The organism is Roseixanthobacter psychrophilus, from assembly GCF_043195195.1.
Lineage (GTDB): Bacteria > Pseudomonadota > Alphaproteobacteria > Rhizobiales > Xanthobacteraceae > NCEH01.
Genome location: NZ_JBAFWT010000024.1, coordinates 51,775 through 68,281, shown reverse-complemented (window position 1 = coordinate 68,281; position 16,507 = coordinate 51,775). Strand labels below are relative to the sequence as shown.

The window sequence follows — 16,507 nt, the reverse complement described above, 5'->3', positions numbered from 1 at the left end:
GTCGTTTACGGCAGCAACGACACTCAAAGCCAGGGCACTCAAAGCCAGCCAGGATTTGCGCGACGCAGCGTACCGGCGGCTGCACCGGCCGCCTGAGACCGGTTTGCCTTGACGAAGCTGCGCCCCGTCGCGCATTGCGCGACGATCCGGCTACGAATCGCCAATAGACCCACTATATCGCGGCGCAACGTGGCACCGCTACGACAGATTGTGGTTTAGCACGCCTGCCTTGCCAGAACCTTGCTCACACGGGGCCGGGACCGGCGCCCGGCGTGCCGGAAAAGGAGCTCTCGCCGGGCGCGGGAGTGACCTGGGCGGCCAGCTTGGCCTCCAACTCGGCGAGGCGCAGGGCGAGGCGCTCGTTCTCAAGCCGCGCGGCGGCCACCATGTCCTTCACCACGTCGAATTCCTCGCGCTTGACGAGATCCATGTCGCGCAGGAATCGCTCCATCTGCGAGCGCGCCACGGTCTCGGCCTCGCGGCGCATCCCTTGGGCAACACCGGCCGCGTCATTCACCAGGCGCGCCATTTCGTCGAAAATCCGGCCTGTGGTCTGGGTCATGGGAGCCAACTCTCATTCCAACGCGCACTCGGCGCGTGCTTTCTGCCTGCTATGACAATGGGCATAGGCGCGCCGCACCGCAAGACTGACCCTGTGTCACCTTGACGGATGCCGCGCCTGCGGGCACATGCCACGCTCTGTCGGGCAACGGCCCGCGCGTGGTGACTGCCCTGTCCCGGCCCACCTCCCGCTGGGGGTTTCATGATCAATTTCGCCATCCCCTTCCCGGCGCTCGACCCGGTGCTGATCGAGATCGGCCCCTTGGCCATCCGCTGGTATGCCTTGGCCTATATCGCCGGCCTGCTGATCGGCTGGCAGCTCGCGCGCTGGCTGGTGACGCGGGGCGCATTGTGGGGCGGACGCCCGCCCATGAAGCCTGTGGATCTGGACGATGCCCTGTTCTGGGCGACCTTCGGCGTAATCTTCGGCGGCCGCATCGGCTATGTGCTGTTCTACAACCTGCCTTATTTCCTCGCCCATCCCGCCGAGATCGTGATGGTGTGGAAGGGCGGCATGTCGTTCCATGGCGGACTTGCCGGCACCCTCCTGGCGCTGGTTCTGTTTGCCCGCGCGCGGCGAATCCCCGTGCCCTCGCTGCTGGACGTGGCCGGCGTGGTGGCGCCCATCGGGCTGTTTTTCGGCCGCATCGCCAATTTCATCAACGGGGAATTGTGGGGCCGCCCCTCGGACGCCCCCTGGGCGGTGATCTTCCCGACCGGCGGCAATGTGCCGCGCCATCCGAGCCAGCTCTACGAGGCCGCCGTCGAGGGGCTGCTGCTATTCCTCATCATGCTGGTCGTGGTCCGGCTCGGCGGATTGCGGCGGCCCGGGCTCGCCGCGGGCATCTTCGGCATGGGCTATGGCTTCGGCCGGATCTTCGGTGAGTTCTTCCGCGAGCCGGACCCGCAGCTGGGCTATCTCGCCTACGGCACCACCATGGGAATGATTCTCTCTCTGCCGGTGGTCTTGGCGGGCCTCGGCATCGTCATCTATGCCCTGAGCCGCCCCGCCCACGGTTTCGACCCGGGGCCACAGAGGTGACGAGCCCGCTGGCGCGGGAGATCAAGGCTCTGATTGCCAGCGAGGGCCCGATCTCGTTGGCGCGCTACATGGACCTGTGCCTCGGCCATCCCCGGTATGGCTATTACATGACCCGCGACCCGTTCGGCGCGGGCGGCGACTTCATCACCGCGCCCGAGATCAGCCAGATGTTCGGGGAATTGCTCGGCCTGTGGGTGCTTGCCGCCTGGCAGCAGATGGGCTGCCCCGATCCCATCCACCTGGTGGAACTAGGCCCTGGCCGAGGCACCCTGATGGCCGATGCGCTGCGTGCGTGCCGCCTGATGCCTGCTTTTGGCGATGCGGCGCGGATTCATCTGGTGGAGATGAGCCCGGTGCTGCGCGCGCGCCAGCAGGCGACTCTGTCCCAGGTGGCGAGCGCGCATCCCCTGTCCTGGCATGCCCGGCTGGAGGACGTGCCCGACGGCCCGGTCCTCGTGCTCGCCAACGAGTTCTTCGACGCCCTTCCGATCTCCCAATTCATCCGCAGCGGCGGCGGTTGGCACGAACGGCGGATCGGCCTCGATCCCGCCGGAGACCTTACGTTCGGCGTCGATCCTCATCCCGCACGCCTCGTGGACCGCCTCGCTCGCCACGTGCCGCTGCCCCATCCTCCGGGTGTCCTTCTGGAACGGCTGGAAAGTCCCGCCGCCGCCGCGCTCGCCACGCGCCTCACAACGCAAGACGGTGCCGCGCTCGTGATCGACTACGGCCATGCGATAAGCGGCTTTGGCGATACGCTGCAGGCCATAAAGGCGCATGCTTTCGTCGATCCGCTTGCAACGCCCGGCGAAGCCGACCTGACGGCCCATGTGGATTTCGCCGCGCTCGCCCGCAGCTCTGTCGCCGCCGGGGCGCAGGCCTTCGGCCCGGTCCCTCAGGGCGAGTTCCTGCTGCGCCTCGGCCTTGCCGCGCGCGCCGAGCGCCTGCAGGCCGGGGCGTCGCCCGCCCAAGCCGAGCAGATTGCGATCGCTGCCGCACGGCTGACCGGCACGGGAGCGAAGGAGATGGGCACCCTGTTCAAAGTGCTCTGCCTTGCCGGGCCGGCCTTTGCCGCATCGGGTGATCCCCCGCCGGGCTTTGCCCCGTCCGAAGCTTTTGCGGAGAACACGCCATGAAGGTCGAAGCCCCCTCCCTGTCCGCCCTGCCCAGCATCCGCCACGGCTTCTTCACGCGGCGCGGCGGCGTCTCGCAAGGGCTGTACGACAGCCTCAACGGTGGGCTCGGCTCGAAGGACGATCCCGCCAACGTGCTGGAAAATCGCGCCCGCATGGCGCGCGAGATCGGCGTCGCGCCGGAAGCGCTGGTCGCCTGCTGGCAGGTGCATTCGCCTGATGCGGTGATCCTCACCTCCCCCTGGAGCCGTGAGGACGCGCCCCAGGCCGATGCGGTGGTGACCGCCGTGCCGGGGCTCGGCGCCACCATCACGGTGGCCGATTGCGGGCCGGTGCTGTTCGCCGATCCGGTGGCCCGAGTGGTGGGCGCGGCCCATGCCGGCTGGAAGGGCGCATTTGGCGGCGTGCTCGAAAGCACGATCCGGCGCATGGAGGAACTGGGCGCGACGCGCGCCAACATCCATGCCGCCATCGGCCCCTTGATCCGCCAGCCGAGCTACGAGGTGGGCGAAGACTTCATCGTGCGCTTCATCGAGACCGACCGCAGTTTCGCGCGCTTCTTCATCGCTGCGGAGCGGGAAGGCCATGCCCTGTTCGACCTGCCCGGCTTCATCGCCCATCGCCTCGCGGAAGCGGGAATCGGCGCCGTGGAAGACCTCAAGCTGGACACCTATTCCGACTCCGAGCGCTTCTTCAGCTACCGTCGCGCGACCCATCGGCATGAAGCGGATTATGGCCGCATGGTGGCGGCCATCGCCCTGATCTGAGCCGGCACACAGGATTTTTACCCCCGTTAACGATGCCTTAACCGTTTCTCTGGACCTGATGCCGGATTGCCGCTAACCCTCCTGAACACCACGGACGGGGAGCGCCGCATGTCGGACGCAGGCAACACACGCTGGACGCAAACGGTGCGGTGGAGTTCGCGCCTTCTGGTCCTCGGTGTTGGACTTGCCCTGGCGGGATGCCAGACCGACGGCGGAACCGCCAGCACGGCGAGCCGCACCTTGTCCTTCGAATCCATCGACGGCCCGCCCAAGCCCACGTTCGACAAGCTGGTCACCCGACTCAGCGCGGAGGCGGATGCCCAGCAGGTGGCGGTGGTCTCTCGCACCGATAAGGCCGCCTACCGGGTCCGCGGCTATCTCGCGGTCCATTCCGACAAATCCACCACCTCCGTCGCCTATGCCTGGGATGTGTTCGACGCCGACAAGCAGCGCGTCGCCCGCATCACCGGTGAGGAAACCACCAAGCGCGTGAAGGGTGATGCCTGGGCGGTCTGCGACGAGCAGGTGCTCACCCGGATTGCCAACAAGTCTATGGCCGGCTTGGCGGACAGCCTCGGCGCTCCCGCCAATGGGCGCGTTTCCACCGGCCTGCCGCCCGCGCCGAGCCAGGCTGCGGCGCCAGCGCCCGCGGCGAGCGAACCTGCTCCTGCGGCACCCGCCGCGCCCGCCGTCGCACCCTTGGGAACCGACGGCCCCCCGATCGCCCAGGCGGAGCCGCAAGCCGAGCCGCAGCCGGCGACGACGCTGGCGTTCGCGCAGCACTGAGTTTCAAAGGCTTTACAAAAGCCGGTACGGGTGCCTACAGGTTCCCCGAATTCTAAGGTAGCCGTTGCATCGTGCAGACGGCATGCCCGTGTCGACCGAGAACGCATCCATGAAGCTTGTGGCTGGAAATTCGAACCGTGCGCTCTCCGAAGCCATCGCGGCCTATCTCTCCACGCCCCTCACCAAGGCGGTGGTCCGGCGCTTTGCCGACATGGAAATCTTCGTGGAGATCCAGGAGAATGTGCGCGGCGAGGATGTGTTCATCCTGCAGTCCACCTCGTTCCCGACCAACGACCATCTGATGGAACTGCTGATCATCACCGATGCGCTGCGCCGGGCCTCGGCCAAGCGCATCACGGCGGTGCTGCCCTATTTCGGCTATGCCCGCCAGGACCGTAAACCCGGCCCGCGCACGCCCATTTCCGCCAAGCTGGTGGCCAATCTCATCACCCATGCCGGCGCCGACCGCGTGATGACGCTCGACCTGCACGCCGGCCAGATCCAGGGCTTCTTCGATATCCCCACCGACAACCTCTATTCCGCCCCCGTCATGGTGCGGGACATCAAGGACCGGTTCGACCTCGACAACGTCATGGTGGTCTCCCCCGACGTCGGCGGCGTGGTGCGCGCCCGGGCGCTGGCCAAGCGCATCGATGCCCAGCTCGCCATCGTCGACAAGCGGCGCGAGCGGCCGGGCGAGAGCGAGGTCATGAATGTGATCGGCAATGTCGAGGGACGCTCGTGCATCCTGGTGGACGACATCGTTGATTCCGGCGGCACGCTGGTGAATGCGGCCGAGGCCCTGCTGGCGCGCGGCGCCAAGGAGGTGCACGCCTACATCACCCACGGCGTGCTGTCCGGCGGCGCGGTGGCGCGCATCACGGCCTCCAAGCTGAAGGAATTGGTGATCACCGATTCCATTCAGCCCACCGAGGCGGTGCGCGTGGCGCGCAACATCCGCGTGCTGTCCATCGGCACCCTGATCGGCGAGGCGGTGGCCCGCACCGCGCACGAGGAATCGGTCTCCAGCCTGTTCGACTGAGCTGTCCCTGACCCATCTGCAAAAGGCGGCGCCCGCCCGGCGGCGCCTTTTGCGTTCAGGCTTCGGGCTTGGCCTGTTCCACGGCGGTCGGGGTCTCCGGCTCCATTTCGCCGCGCGTCTGCAGCCACAACATGGCGAGCCAGCACAGGGCGGCCCAAGCGGCGCCGAGCGCCCAGCCGCCGAGCACGTCGGTCGGCCAATGCACACCGAGATAGAGCCGGCTGATGCCCACGATGACCGTGATGAAGGCGGCCAGGCCCAGCAGATAAACCTTCACCCGCTGGCGCACCTGGGCACGGGCCAGCAGCGCGCCGAGGGTGAGATAGACGATGGCGGACATCATGGAATGGCCGCTCGGAAAACTCGCGGAATAGACCGCCATGCCGTGCGGCACGAGGTCGGGCCTGGCCCGGTCGAACAAAAGCTTCACCACGCTGCTGAGAACCGCCCCGCCGGCGATGGAGGCGAGCACCATCAAGGCGGTCAGCCGGCGGCGCACCAGCAGCAGATAGGCGATCACCGCCAATGTCACCAGCACCAGCACAGTGGTGCCGCCCAGCGCGGTGAGATCGCGCATGCTCTCCTCCAGCCACGGCGGGCCGAGGGGATCGGACTTGTCTGTTGGGCTGCGCAAGGCCAGCAAGATCGCCTCGTCCAGCCCGCGCGTCTCGCCCTCGGTGACTTCGCCGGCCAATGCCAGGAAGAAATAGAGCGCGGTGGCGGTCAGGCCGACGATGGCAAGGGTGGTGCGCTCAAGCCCGCTCACCCGCGTAAAGACGGGCCCGAGAAGCGGAACGGCCTCGAGGCGCGTGCGCATGGCGGTCAGCAGGTTTTTCATGGGCTTTCATTGCGGAAGTTCGGTGCGCGCGTCAACGCGCCGATCCCCCATCGGGTTGCAGCACGCCGGCAAGGATGCGATGCACCCTCCATGATCGCCGCACCCAAGCCCGCCCCCCGCACGCCGCCCATCGCCATTTATGTCGATGCGGACGCCTGCCCGGTGAAGACGGAGATCTATCGCGTGGCGGAGCGCCACGGGCTCAAGGTGTTCGTGGTGTCCAACAGCCCCATCGCCCTGCCCCGCTCGGACGACATAGAGCGGGTGCTGGTGCCGAGCGGTCCGGACGTGGCCGACGATTGGATCGCCGAGCGGGTCTCGAAGGGCGATATTGTCGTGACCGCCGACGTGCCGCTGGCGAGCCGCTGCGTGAAGGCGGGGGCGGATGTGATCGCGCCGAACGGGCGCCCGTTCACCACCGACAGTATCGGCATGGCCCTGGCGACGCGCAACCTGATGGACGATCTGCGCTCGGCCGGCGCCACGACGGGCGGTCCGCCGCCCTTCTCACCGCGCGATCGCTCGCAATTCCTATCCGCGCTGGATCTCGCCATCGTGCGACTGAAACGCGCCGGCTACCGCACGACCGCCGCACCCGAACCATAGGGCGGCGAAGCGCTCCGAACGCCTGCGAGAACAGCCCGCCAGCCCCAATCCGGCAAAAAATGTTTCACGTGAAACAAGGGTTTAAGGAAGAAGAACAGCGCGGAACACGCGAGTATTTGGCCTCGTCCGGCCGATAAAACCGCAATTTCCGACGAAGTTCTACGACCGATCTTTTCGCGCCGCGCGCGCATGTCCGGCGCCGCGACGATGGTCCTCGAAAACCGCCCTGACCCGCGCGAACCGGCAAGCGATCCGCGCGGACGGGCGCAGCGGGCACTCACGCCTCGCGGATGTCGGCGGCGGCGCGGGCGAGGATTTCCACAATCCGCGTCTCGGCGCCGCGATTGGCCTCAAGCTGCTTGCCGGAGACGTCACGCAGATTGTCGAGCGCCGCTTCCACCAGGCGGGGCAGTTCCGGCTGGGCGGGACCATCGCCCTCGCCGCGTCCGACCCAGCGACGGAACCGGCTCATCTTATTGCCGATCTCGGCCAGCCGCCCGAGCAGGGCGTCGGCGAAATCGCGGTTCTGCGCGAGATAGGTTTCGCCCTCTGGCGTGATGGCATAGCGCTTCTTTGCGCCTTCGCTCTGCGCCACCACATAGCCCGCCTCCTCCAGGAAGGTGAGGGTGGGGTAGACGATGCCGGGGCTGGGCAAATACCAACCGGCGGTCTTTTCCTCGATCAGCTTGATCAGTTCGTAGCCGTGGCGCGGCTGCTCGGCGATCAGCGCGAGGGCCAGCAGCTTGAGGTCGCCCTGGGCGAGCATGCGCCCGAGGCGGAACATGTCGCCGCCGCCCCGACCACCGCGACCATGGCCACCGCCCCGGCCCCAGCCGCCCTCTTCGTCGCCCCGGGCCATCGCGAAACGGCGACCTTCGCCGTGGTGTCTGCATCCAAACATGGGATTCTCCTGAGATGTATCTAAAGATATGTTCACCGCACTTATATCGTTAGATATATCTTTCGCGCAAGAGGGGCCGACAGCGCTTCTTTAACGGCCGCGGCTTTAGGCTCGGCACTCGCGTGAGGAGATCCCCGACATGGCCATGAGCGACGCACAGAAAGCGGACCGTGCCATTGCCGGACTGGTGGCGCTGCTGCGCCCCGAGATGCGCGCGGCGGTGGAAGCCTGGCTCGCCCGCCTGGCCCACGAACGCCGATTGTCACCGAAGACCTTGGAAGCTTACGCGCGCGACCTCGCCTTGGTGCTCGCCCGCCTCGCCGACCATCTCGGCGGCGCGCCCACCCTCGCCGATCTCGCCGCGCTCGAACCGTCCGATGTGCGGGCGGTCATTGCCGGACGCAAGGCCGAGGGGGTCGCCCCGCGCACGCTGGTGCGGCTGCTCGCGGCGGCGCGCTCCTTCGCCCGCCATCTGGAACGCGAGGGTCAGGGCTCGGTCGCCGCCCTTGCCGCTGTGCGGGCACCGAAGGTGGCCCGCGCCCTGCCCAAGCCCGTCCCCGTTTCGTCCGCCCGCGCGCTGACCGATCCGCAGACCAGGGCCGGCGAAGACCGGGAAATCTGGGTGCTCACCCGCGACGCCGCCGTGCTCGCCTTGCTCTATGGGGCCGGGCTGCGCATTTCCGAGGCGCTCGGCCTGCGGGCCGGGCAGATCCCCGAGGACGGGGCGATCGACCACATCACCGTGCTGGGCAAGGGCAACAAAACCCGCATGGTGCCGCTGATCGCGCCCGTGCGCGCGGCGGTTTCAGACTATGTACGCGCCTGCCCCTACCCGCTGGAGGCGGACGGCCCGTTGTTTGTCGGCACGCGCGGCGGCCCGCTCTCGCCGCGCATCGTCCAGCTCGCGGTGGAGCGCATGCGCGGGGCACTCGGCCTGCCGGACAGCGCGACCCCCCATGCGCTCCGCCATTCCTTCGCGACCCATCTGCTGGCGCGCGGCGGCGACTTGCGGGCGATCCAGGAATTGCTGGGCCACGCCTCGCTCTCCACCACGCAGATCTATACCGCCCTCGACGAGACGCACCTGCTCGCGGCTTATCGCGCGGCTCATCCCCGCGCCTGAGCCTCGGGGTTTGACCCCGACAAGGGAGCCCGCCGAAAGCGGCGTTCCTTTGGCCGGGACTAGGAGCGCGAGAACGCCCGCCGCCGCAGCGCCCGCACCCGTTGCCAGAAGCCGCCGTCGGCGGGAAGCGCCGCGCGGATGCGCGCCATCAGCGCATGCACCCGCAGCTTCACCGGCTCGACCTCCGCCTCCGCCCAGGTCTTGATCCGCACCAGCCAGTTGAACAGCCAGGCGAACCAGCCGATGGACAGCAATTGCGCCCGGCACACATCGAACAGAAACGCCATCAGCGCGACGCCCACCAGCTTTTCCAGCAGCACCGCGACGGTGCCAAGGACCCAGTGGTGATGGGAGAAAGCCCAGAGCGCGACGATGTAAAGCGGCTCCACCAGCAGCAGCGGAATGAGGAATAGGAAGAACGCGCCATAGGGCGGCAAGCGGTGCGCCCAGCGCGAGATGGTGGCCTTGAACGCCGCGAACGGCAGCCGGTCCGCGCACCACTGCACAGCCGGGGCAAGGTGCCGCCAGAGCCAGGCCTCGACGAGGAAGAGCAGCGCCAGCACCACCAGGAGCGGGTGGAAGCGGCCGGGGCGCGCGCTGTGTTCTGGAGGCGGAGGAACGGTCATCGGCCCAATCTGTTTCACGAACATCAAACCCATGGCCGGTGCATTCGGCCCATCCCATCGGCGACCCGCGCCCGAGCGAGCCTGCCGGTCTCGATGCAAGAGCAAGGCCGCTGGTACATGGCGTTCTAACCGAACCGTTTCAATGGCCTGTGGCGCGATCGGTCGCGCCGTCCGGGCCGGGCATTGGCCTCTCGCTTGCACGCCCGAGCGACACTGTTATCCAATCGCGACCCCTAGGAGACTGACACTCCATGTTCGACCATCTTTCCATCGGCGTCACGGACCTCGACCGTGCGATGGCCTTTTATGAGGCGGTGCTCGCCCCGCTCGGCATCGTGCGCGCCGCGCTGTATGACGACCCCGCCGCGACGCGGTCTGCCGGCTTCGGTCCGCAGGACGCAGATCCCGCGCAGACCCCGCCGTTCTGGTTGGAGGAGCGCAAGGGCGCGCCCATCGGGTGCCCACCGGGAACCCACCTGTGCTTCAAGGCCAAGGACCGGGCGGCGGTGCATGCGTTCCATGCGGCCGGCCTGAACGCTGGCGGCACGGACAATGGCGCCCCCGGTCCCCGGCCCGCCTATGGCCCGGATTATTACGCCGGCTTCCTGCTCGACCCCGACGGCTGGCGCATCGAAGCGGTGACCTTCAGCGCCACATGAGGCCGCCGGAGGCACGCGCGGCGCCGTGCCCCTGAGGCCACACGCGGCTAGACGGAAAGGGCGGCGGGTTGAGGGCGGCGGGTTGTGACGCGCGGAAAAACGCTCCCGTCTTTGGCGCGATGCAATTTTGGCGCGAAGTTTGCTTAGCTTTCCCCACCCGCAAGGCTGCGTCCTGCGGCATGCAACAGGGAATGGCAGGATGAAAACTCTGACCCAGGCGCTGTGCGCCGCCGTGTTCGCCGCCGGACTGTCTGCACCTGCCTTCGCCAATTGCCCGCCGGAGGCCGCCAATGACGTGGTCACGACGGATTCGACGGTCACGGTTTCCGCGCCGATTCCCAGCAAGCGAACCTGAACGCAAACCTGAGCGCGGGCCGCCGACATCCGGCGGCCCGCAGAGGCCTCACATGTGGATGGCGCGCTTTTCCACCGCCATCGCCGCTTCCTTCACCGCTTCCGAGCGGGTGGGATGGGCATGGCAGGTGCGGGCGAGATCCTCGGACGAGCCGCCGAACTCCATCAGCACGGCGCATTCATGGATCATTTCGCCGGCCTCGGGGCCGATGATGTGGGCCCCCAGCACCTTGTCGGTGGCCGCGTCCGCGAGGATCTTCACGAACCCGTCCGGGGTGTTGTTCACCTTGGCGCGGCCGTTGGCCGTGAAGGGGAACTTGCCCACGTTGTAGGCAATGCCTGCCTCTTTGAGCTCTTCCTCGGTCTTGCCGACCGAGGCGACCTCGGGGAAGGTATAGACCACGCCGGGGATCACGTCGTAATTCACGTGACCCGCCTTGCCGGCCAGGATCTCCGCGGCGGCGACGCCCTCGTCCTCGGCCTTGTGGGCCAGCATCGGTCCGGCGATCACGTCGCCGATGGCATAGATGCCGTCCACATTCGACTTGAAGTGGGAATCCACCACCACGCGGCCACGCGCGTCGGTCTCGACGCCGATTTCCGCGAGGCCGAGGCCGGCGGTGTAGGCGACGCGGCCGATGGCCACCAGAACCACATCCGCTTCCAGCGTCTCGGCTGCGCCGCCGGCGGCGGGCTCGATGGAGACCTTCAGGGTCTTGCCCTTGGTGTCGACGCCCGTGACCTTGGTGCCGAGCTTGAAGTCGAAGCCCTGCTTGGCGAGGATGCGCTGGAAGGATTTGGCCACATCGCCGTCCATGCCCGGCAGGATGCGGTCGAGATATTCAACCACGGTCACCTGCGCGCCGAGCCGGCGCCACACGCTGCCCAGCTCCAGGCCGATCACGCCCGCGCCGACAACAACCATCTTGCCCGGCACCTTCGCCAGTGTCAGCGCGCCGGTGGAGGAGACGATGCGCTGCTCGTCGATGGTGACGCCAGGAAGCTGCGCCACGTCGGAGCCGGTGGCGATGACGATATTCTTGGTCTCGACCACCTGCTTGGTGCCGTCGGCATTGAGGGTGACCTCAACCTTGCCGGCGCTGAGAATCTTGCCGGCGCCGAAATAGACGTCGACCTTGTTCTTCTTCAGCAGGAACTCAACGCCCTTCACATTGCCGTCGACGCCCTTGTCCTTGAAGGCGAGCATGGCGGGCAGATCAAGCGTCGGGGTGCCGACGCCGATGCCCATGCTGGCGAACTTGTGGCCGGCTTCCTCGAAGAATTCGGAGGCGTAGAGCAGGGCCTTGGACGGAATGCAGCCGACGTTCAGGCAAGTGCCGCCATGGGTGGCGCGCTTCTCCACCACCGCGACCTTGAGGCCGAGCTGGGCCGCGCGAATGGCGCACACATAGCCGCCGGGACCGGTACCGATGATGAGGAGATCGTAGGACATGAGGCTACTCCGATCAGGTCGTCACGGCCGGGCCCGGCCACCCACGTTCGCCGGGCGTCGCGTGGATGCCCGGGCACTGCCCGGGCATGACGGCGGAAGATATTCGAACGTCAGAGATCCAGAACCAGGCGCGCCGGATCTTCCAGGGTCTCCTTGACCCGCACCAGGAAGGTCACGGCCTCGCGGCCGTCGACGATGCGGTGGTCGTAGGAGAGGGCGAGATACATCATCGGGCGGATCACCACTTGGCCCTTGATGGCCACCGGACGCTCCTCGATGCGGTGCATGCCGAGAATGCCCGACTGCGGCGCGTTGAGGATCGGCGTGGACATCAGCGAGCCATAGATGCCACCGTTGGTGATGGTGAAGGTGCCGCCCTGCATGTCCTCGATGCCGAGCTTGCCGTCGCGGGCCTTGCGGCCGTAGGCGGCAATCGCCTTCTCGATCTCGGCGACCGACATCCGGTCGGCATCGCGCACCACCGGAACCACGAGGCCCTTCTCGGTGCCGACGGCGATGCCGATGTTGTAATAATTCTTATAGACCAGATCCTGCCCGTCGATCTCGGCGTTGACCGCCGGGATGTCCTTCAGGGCCTGGATCACCGCCTTGGTGAAGAAGCCCATGAAGCCGAGCTTGGTGCCGTGCTTCTTCTCGAAGGCATCCTTGAACTGGGCGCGCAGGCCCATGACGCCGCTCATGTCCACGTCGTTGAACGTGGTCAGCATGGCGGCGGTGTTCTGGGCGTCCTTCAGGCGGCGGGCAATGGTCTGCCGCAGCTTGGTCATCTTCACGCGCTCTTCGAGCGCCGCATCCTCGGCGCTGGAGGGCGCGCGCGCCGCGACGGGGGCCGGAACCGCCGACTGGGCAGCGGAGACGGCCGCGAGCATGTCGCCCTTGGTCACCCGGCCATCCTTGCCGGAACCGTCCACGCCCGCCGGCGACACGCCGCTTTCGGCGGCAATGCGGGCGACGGCGGGGCCGTTGGCGTCGGAGGTCGCGGCCTTGGCGGGCGCGGGCGTGGCGGGCGCGGGCTTGGCCGGAGCTGCAGCCGCAGCCTTGGGGGCTTCAGCCTTCGCGGCCGGCGCCGCAGCGGCGCCGGAGCCCTCGCCGAGCATGCCGAGCAGGGCGCCGACGCCGACCGTCTCGCCATCCTTGGCGACGATTTCGGACAGCACGCCGGCGACGGGCGCCGGCACTTCCACGGTGACCTTGTCGGTTTCAAGCTCAACCAGAGGCTCGTCGGCTTTCACCGCCTCGCCCGGCTTCTTGAACCACTTGCCGATGGTCGCTTCCGTCACGGATTCGCCGAGCGTTGGAACGCGGATCTCGGTGGCCATGGGGATCGTCTTCTTTCGTTGGGGCGGGTTGTCGAGCGAGAGAGCCTGTCCTCAGCTGAGGGCGTCCTCGAGGAACGCCTTCAGTTGCGCGAGATGCTTGGACATGAGCCCGGTGGCAGTGGCCGCGGATGCCGGACGGCCGGCATAACGCGGACGCTTGGAAGCGGCGCCGATATTCTCCAGCACCCATTCCAGATAGGGTTGCACGAAGGCCCAGGCGCCCTGGTTCTTCGGCTCTTCCTGGCACCAGACCACTTCCGCGTTCTTGAAGCGCGCGAGTTCCTGAACCAGGGTCTTGAGCGGGAACGGGAACAATTGCTCGACGCGCATCAGATACACGTCGGTGGTTCCGCGCTTCTCGCGCTCCTCATAGAGGTCGTAATAGACCTTGCCGGTGCACAGCACCACGCGGCGGATCTTGTCGTCCGCCACCAGCTTCACCGAATCCGCGGTCGGATGCGACTGGGCATCGTCGAACAGGATGCGATGGAACGTGGTGCCCTGCGCCAGGTCCGACAGGCTGGAGACCGCCCGCTTGTGACGCAGCAACGACTTCGGCGTCATCAGGATGAGCGGCTTGCGGAACTCCCGCTTCATCTGGCGGCGCAGGATGTGGAAGTAATTGGCAGGCGTCGTGACGTTGGCCACCTGCATATTGTCTTCCGCGCACATCTGCAGATAGCGCTCCAGGCGGGCGGAGGAATGCTCCGGCCCCTGGCCCTCATAGCCGTGCGGCAGCAGGCACACGAGGCCCGACATGCGCAGCCACTTGCGCTCGCCCGAGGAGATGAACTGGTCGAACACCACCTGCGCGCCGTTGGCGAAGTCGCCGAACTGCGCTTCCCACAACACCAGGGTGTTGGGCTCGGAGAGGGTGTAGCCATATTCAAAGCCCAGCACCGCCTCCTCCGAGAGCATCGAATTGATGACCTCGTACTTGGCCTGATCGGCGCTGAGATGGTTGAACGGCTTGTAGCGCGCCTCATTCTCCTGGTCGGTCAGCACCGAATGGCGCTGCGAGAAGGTGCCGCGCTCCACATCCTGGCCGGACAGGCGCACCGGGTTGCCTTCTTCCAGAAGTGAGCAGAAGGCCAGGGCCTCGCCGGTCGCCCAGTCGATCCCCTCGCCGGTCTCGATCGCGTTGCGGCGGTTGTCGAGGAAGCGCTGGATGGTGCGGTGGACCGTGAAGCCCTCCGGCACGCGGGTGATCTTCGCGCCGATATCCTTCAGGCGATCGAGCGCGACGCCCGTGTCGCCGCGGCGCGGATCGTCATCCTCGTGGATCGCCTTGAAGCCGGCCCAGCGGCCGTCCAGCCAATCCGCCTTGTTGGGCTTATAAGCTTGGCCGGCCTCGTATTCGCCTTCCAGCCGCTCGCGCCATGCGGCGCGCAGCTTGTCCGCCTCGGCGGGCTCCAGCACGCCTTCTTCCACTAGGCGATTGGAATAGAGATCGAGCACGCCGGGATGCTGGCGGATCACCTTGTACATGTGCGGCTGGGTGAACGAAGGCTCGTCGCCTTCGTTATGGCCGTAGCGGCGGTAGCAGAACATGTCGATGACGACAGGCTTGTGGAACCGCTGGCGGAACTCGATCGCCACCTTGGCGCAGAAGGTCACCGCTTCGGGATCGTCGCCGTTCACGTGGAAGATCGGCGCCTCGATCATCTTCGCCACATCGGACGGATAGGGCGAGGAGCGCGAATAGCGCGGATTGGTGGTGAAGCCGATCTGGTTGTTGATGATGAAATGGATCGAGCCGCCGGTGCGGTGACCCTTCAGGCCGGAGAGACCGAGGCATTCGGCGACCACGCCCTGGCCGGCGAAGGCGGCATCGCCGTGGATCAGCAGCGGCAGTACCTTCACGCGCTCGCTGTCCTTCAACTGGTCCTGCTTGGCGCGCGCCTTGCCGAGCACCACGGGATCGACGATCTCCAGGTGCGAGGGGTTCGCGGTCAGCGAGATATGGACCTTGTTGCCGTCGAACTCGCGGTCGGACGAGGCACCGAGATGGTACTTCACGTCGCCGGAGCCCTCGACCTCGTCAGGCGCCCAGGAGCCACCCTTGAACTCGTGGAACAGCGCGCGGTGCGGCTTGCCCATCACCTGCGTCAGGGCGTTCAGGCGGCCGCGATGGGCCATGCCGAACACGATATCCTCGACGCCGAGGCTGCCGCCGCGCTTGATGATCTGCTCCAGCGCCGGGATCAGGCTTTCGCCACCGTCCAGGCCGAAGCGCTTGGTGCCGGTATATTTGACGTCGAGGAACTTCTCGAAGCCCTCGGCTTCCACCAGCTTGTTGAGGATCGCGCGCTTGCCCTCGCGGGTGAAGCTCACTTCCTTGTCCGGCCCCTCGATGCGCTCCTGGATCCAGGCCTTCTCCTCGGGCGAGGAGATGTGCATGAACTCGACGCCGATGGTGCGGCAATAGGTGCGGCGCAGGATGGCGATCATCTCGCGCACGGTGGCGAATTCCAGCCCGAGCACGTTGTCGATGAAGATCTTGCGGTCGAGATCGGCCTCATAGAAGCCGTAGGACACCGGGTCCAGCTCGGGCGCCTCGCGCGGCGGGGTGAGCTTGAGCGGGTCGAGATCGGCATGCAGATGGCCGCGCATGCGATAGGCGCGGATCATCATCAGCGCCTTCACGGAATCGCGCGTCGCCTGCTGCACGTCGGTGGAGGAAAGCTCGATGCCCGACTTCTGGGCCTTGGCCTGGACCTTGTCCGAGACCTTCTTCTCGACCTCGATCCAATTGCCGTCGAGGGCCGAGACCAGTTCTCCATTGGCATGGATCGGCCAGCCCGGCTTTTTCCAGGAGGCGCCGTCGGCGTTCCTGCGAACCTGGGCGGGGTCTTCGTTCAGTGCCGCGAAGAAGCTCTGCCACTGCGCGTCCACCGAAGCTGGATCAGCTTCGTAGCGGGCATAGAGGTCGTCGATCCACTGAGCGTTACCTCCATAAAGAAAGGAGGTGGCGAGAAGCTGTTCGTTCTGGTCCGCACGCGACATGGGCTTAATCCCGGATGGCCTTGGCGCCGTGGTCTAAGAGCGCAACTCGCGCCGAAAACCAAGCCCCAAGAGCCGAGCGCTGCCATAAAGTTGAGGCAGGGACGACAAAGGCCCCCGCCTTTCGATCGGCACCCCCCCGGCTCAGCCGAAGGTGCGACAATCGACGCCCCGTACATAAACCTGCCGCAGGGAGCACGGAAGGGACAATCCGTGTCCTTTTGGCAGCTTTCTCCGCAGGGCGGATGTGTCCCCTATGCACGCAGTGCCGTC

The 16,507-nt window shown here is 66.9% G+C and carries 16 protein-coding genes; 9 read left to right on the top strand and 7 right to left on the bottom strand.

The genetic code is table 11. From position 1 onward, the window contains the following. Nucleotides 1-244 precede the first annotated feature (244 nt). Complete coding sequence (locus V5F77_RS19100) at nt 245-562, bottom strand: accessory factor UbiK family protein (protein ID WP_429006929.1); 318 nt, start codon at nt 560-562, stop codon at nt 245-247. Nucleotides 563-763: 201 nt separating this feature from the next. Here V5F77_RS19100 and lgt point away from each other — a divergent pair, with 201 nt between their 5' ends. From lgt to V5F77_RS19075, 5 genes are all read left to right on the top strand, one after another. Beyond that, nucleotides 764-1,603, top strand: a complete 840-nt coding sequence (lgt, locus tag V5F77_RS19095) for a prolipoprotein diacylglyceryl transferase (protein ID WP_429006928.1) — start codon at nt 764-766, stop codon at nt 1,601-1,603. Further along, on the top strand, nt 1,600-2,739 hold the full coding sequence (locus tag V5F77_RS19090; RefSeq protein ID WP_429006927.1) for a class I SAM-dependent methyltransferase: 1,140 nt from the start codon (nt 1,600-1,602) through the stop codon (nt 2,737-2,739). Before lgt ends, V5F77_RS19090 begins: the two co-directional genes overlap by 4 nt. Beyond that, nucleotides 2,736-3,503, top strand: a complete 768-nt coding sequence (pgeF, locus tag V5F77_RS19085; RefSeq protein WP_429006926.1) for a peptidoglycan editing factor PgeF — start codon at nt 2,736-2,738, stop codon at nt 3,501-3,503. The genes V5F77_RS19090 and pgeF overlap by 4 nt, the downstream gene beginning before the upstream one ends. 108 nt (nt 3,504-3,611) lie before the next feature. Then, nucleotides 3,612-4,289 (top strand): hypothetical protein, encoded by a 678-nt coding sequence (locus tag V5F77_RS19080; RefSeq protein WP_429006925.1) that lies wholly within the window; start codon nt 3,612-3,614, stop codon nt 4,287-4,289. Between the two features lie 88 nt (nt 4,290-4,377). Next, nucleotides 4,378-5,331, top strand: coding sequence for a ribose-phosphate pyrophosphokinase (locus V5F77_RS19075; protein ID WP_429006944.1), 954 nt, complete (start codon nt 4,378-4,380; stop codon nt 5,329-5,331). Between the two features lie 55 nt (nt 5,332-5,386). On the opposite strand, the gene V5F77_RS19070 is transcribed toward V5F77_RS19075, so the two are convergent. Next, nucleotides 5,387-6,169, bottom strand: a complete 783-nt coding sequence (locus tag V5F77_RS19070; RefSeq protein WP_429006924.1) for a phosphatase PAP2 family protein — start codon at nt 6,167-6,169, stop codon at nt 5,387-5,389. A 90-nt stretch (nt 6,170-6,259) separates the two neighbouring features. On the opposite strand from V5F77_RS19070, the gene V5F77_RS19065 reads away from it, so the two are divergent. Next, nucleotides 6,260-6,775 (top strand): YaiI/YqxD family protein, encoded by a 516-nt coding sequence (locus tag V5F77_RS19065; protein WP_429006923.1) that lies wholly within the window; start codon nt 6,260-6,262, stop codon nt 6,773-6,775. A 277-nt stretch (nt 6,776-7,052) separates the two neighbouring features. Here the strand turns inward: V5F77_RS19065 and V5F77_RS19060 are convergent, their stop codons facing one another. Next, entirely contained in the window at nt 7,053-7,676 is a 624-nt protein-coding gene (locus tag V5F77_RS19060; RefSeq protein WP_429006922.1) for a PadR family transcriptional regulator, read from the bottom strand. A 145-nt stretch (nt 7,677-7,821) separates the two neighbouring features. Between V5F77_RS19060 and V5F77_RS19055 the strand changes: the two genes are divergently transcribed. Continuing rightward, nucleotides 7,822-8,799 carry a tyrosine recombinase XerC gene (locus V5F77_RS19055; RefSeq protein WP_429006943.1) on the top strand — a complete coding sequence of 326 codons (978 nt, stop codon included), beginning with the start codon at nt 7,822-7,824 and terminating at the stop codon, nt 8,797-8,799. Between the two features lie 59 nt (nt 8,800-8,858). Here the strand turns inward: V5F77_RS19055 and V5F77_RS19050 are convergent, their stop codons facing one another. Further along, nucleotides 8,859-9,425, bottom strand: coding sequence for a hypothetical protein (locus tag V5F77_RS19050; RefSeq protein WP_429006921.1), 567 nt, complete (start codon nt 9,423-9,425; stop codon nt 8,859-8,861). Between the two features lie 251 nt (nt 9,426-9,676). On the opposite strand from V5F77_RS19050, the gene V5F77_RS19045 reads away from it, so the two are divergent. Next, nucleotides 9,677-10,084, top strand: coding sequence for a VOC family protein (locus V5F77_RS19045; protein WP_429006920.1), 408 nt, complete (start codon nt 9,677-9,679; stop codon nt 10,082-10,084). A gap of 199 nt (nt 10,085-10,283) precedes the next feature. Beyond that, nucleotides 10,284-10,439, top strand: a complete 156-nt coding sequence (locus V5F77_RS19040; protein WP_429006919.1) for a hypothetical protein — start codon at nt 10,284-10,286, stop codon at nt 10,437-10,439. Between the two features lie 48 nt (nt 10,440-10,487). Here the strand turns inward: V5F77_RS19040 and lpdA are convergent, their stop codons facing one another. From lpdA to V5F77_RS19025, 3 genes are all read right to left on the bottom strand, one after another. Next, on the bottom strand, nt 10,488-11,891 hold the full coding sequence (lpdA, locus tag V5F77_RS19035; RefSeq protein WP_429006918.1) for a dihydrolipoyl dehydrogenase: 1,404 nt from the start codon (nt 11,889-11,891) through the stop codon (nt 10,488-10,490). A 110-nt stretch (nt 11,892-12,001) separates the two neighbouring features. Continuing rightward, nucleotides 12,002-13,231 (bottom strand): 2-oxoglutarate dehydrogenase complex dihydrolipoyllysine-residue succinyltransferase, encoded by a 1,230-nt coding sequence (odhB, locus tag V5F77_RS19030; protein ID WP_429006917.1) that lies wholly within the window; start codon nt 13,229-13,231, stop codon nt 12,002-12,004. 51 nt (nt 13,232-13,282) lie between these two features. Further along, a complete protein-coding gene (locus tag V5F77_RS19025) occupies nt 13,283-16,237 on the bottom strand; it encodes a 2-oxoglutarate dehydrogenase E1 component (protein WP_429006916.1) in 2,955 nt (984 codons plus the stop codon). Nucleotides 16,238-16,507 lie beyond the last annotated feature (270 nt).

Excerpts from the sequence above, each read along its gene's own strand:
- V5F77_RS19100 (WP_429006929.1), bottom strand. The coding sequence starts at position 562 with ATGACCCAGACCACAGGCCGGATTTTCGACGAAATGGCGCGCCTGGTG.
- lgt (WP_429006928.1), top strand. The coding sequence starts at position 764 with ATGATCAATTTCGCCATCCCCTTCCCGGCGCTCGACCCGGTGCTGATC.
- pgeF (WP_429006926.1), top strand. The coding sequence starts at position 2,736 with ATGAAGGTCGAAGCCCCCTCCCTGTCCGCCCTGCCCAGCATCCGCCAC.
- V5F77_RS19080 (WP_429006925.1), top strand. The coding sequence starts at position 3,612 with ATGTCGGACGCAGGCAACACACGCTGGACGCAAACGGTGCGGTGGAGT.
- V5F77_RS19070 (WP_429006924.1), bottom strand. The coding sequence starts at position 6,169 with ATGAAAAACCTGCTGACCGCCATGCGCACGCGCCTCGAGGCCGTTCCG.
- V5F77_RS19065 (WP_429006923.1), top strand. The coding sequence starts at position 6,260 with ATGATCGCCGCACCCAAGCCCGCCCCCCGCACGCCGCCCATCGCCATT.
- V5F77_RS19060 (WP_429006922.1), bottom strand. The coding sequence starts at position 7,676 with ATGTTTGGATGCAGACACCACGGCGAAGGTCGCCGTTTCGCGATGGCC.
- V5F77_RS19055 (WP_429006943.1), top strand. The coding sequence starts at position 7,822 with ATGAGCGACGCACAGAAAGCGGACCGTGCCATTGCCGGACTGGTGGCG.
- V5F77_RS19050 (WP_429006921.1), bottom strand. The coding sequence starts at position 9,425 with ATGACCGTTCCTCCGCCTCCAGAACACAGCGCGCGCCCCGGCCGCTTC.
- V5F77_RS19045 (WP_429006920.1), top strand. The coding sequence starts at position 9,677 with ATGTTCGACCATCTTTCCATCGGCGTCACGGACCTCGACCGTGCGATG.
- V5F77_RS19040 (WP_429006919.1), top strand. The coding sequence starts at position 10,284 with ATGAAAACTCTGACCCAGGCGCTGTGCGCCGCCGTGTTCGCCGCCGGA.
- lpdA (WP_429006918.1), bottom strand. The coding sequence starts at position 11,891 with ATGTCCTACGATCTCCTCATCATCGGTACCGGTCCCGGCGGCTATGTG.
- odhB (WP_429006917.1), bottom strand. The coding sequence starts at position 13,231 with ATGGCCACCGAGATCCGCGTTCCAACGCTCGGCGAATCCGTGACGGAA.
- V5F77_RS19025 (WP_429006916.1), bottom strand. The coding sequence starts at position 16,237 with ATGTCGCGTGCGGACCAGAACGAACAGCTTCTCGCCACCTCCTTTCTT.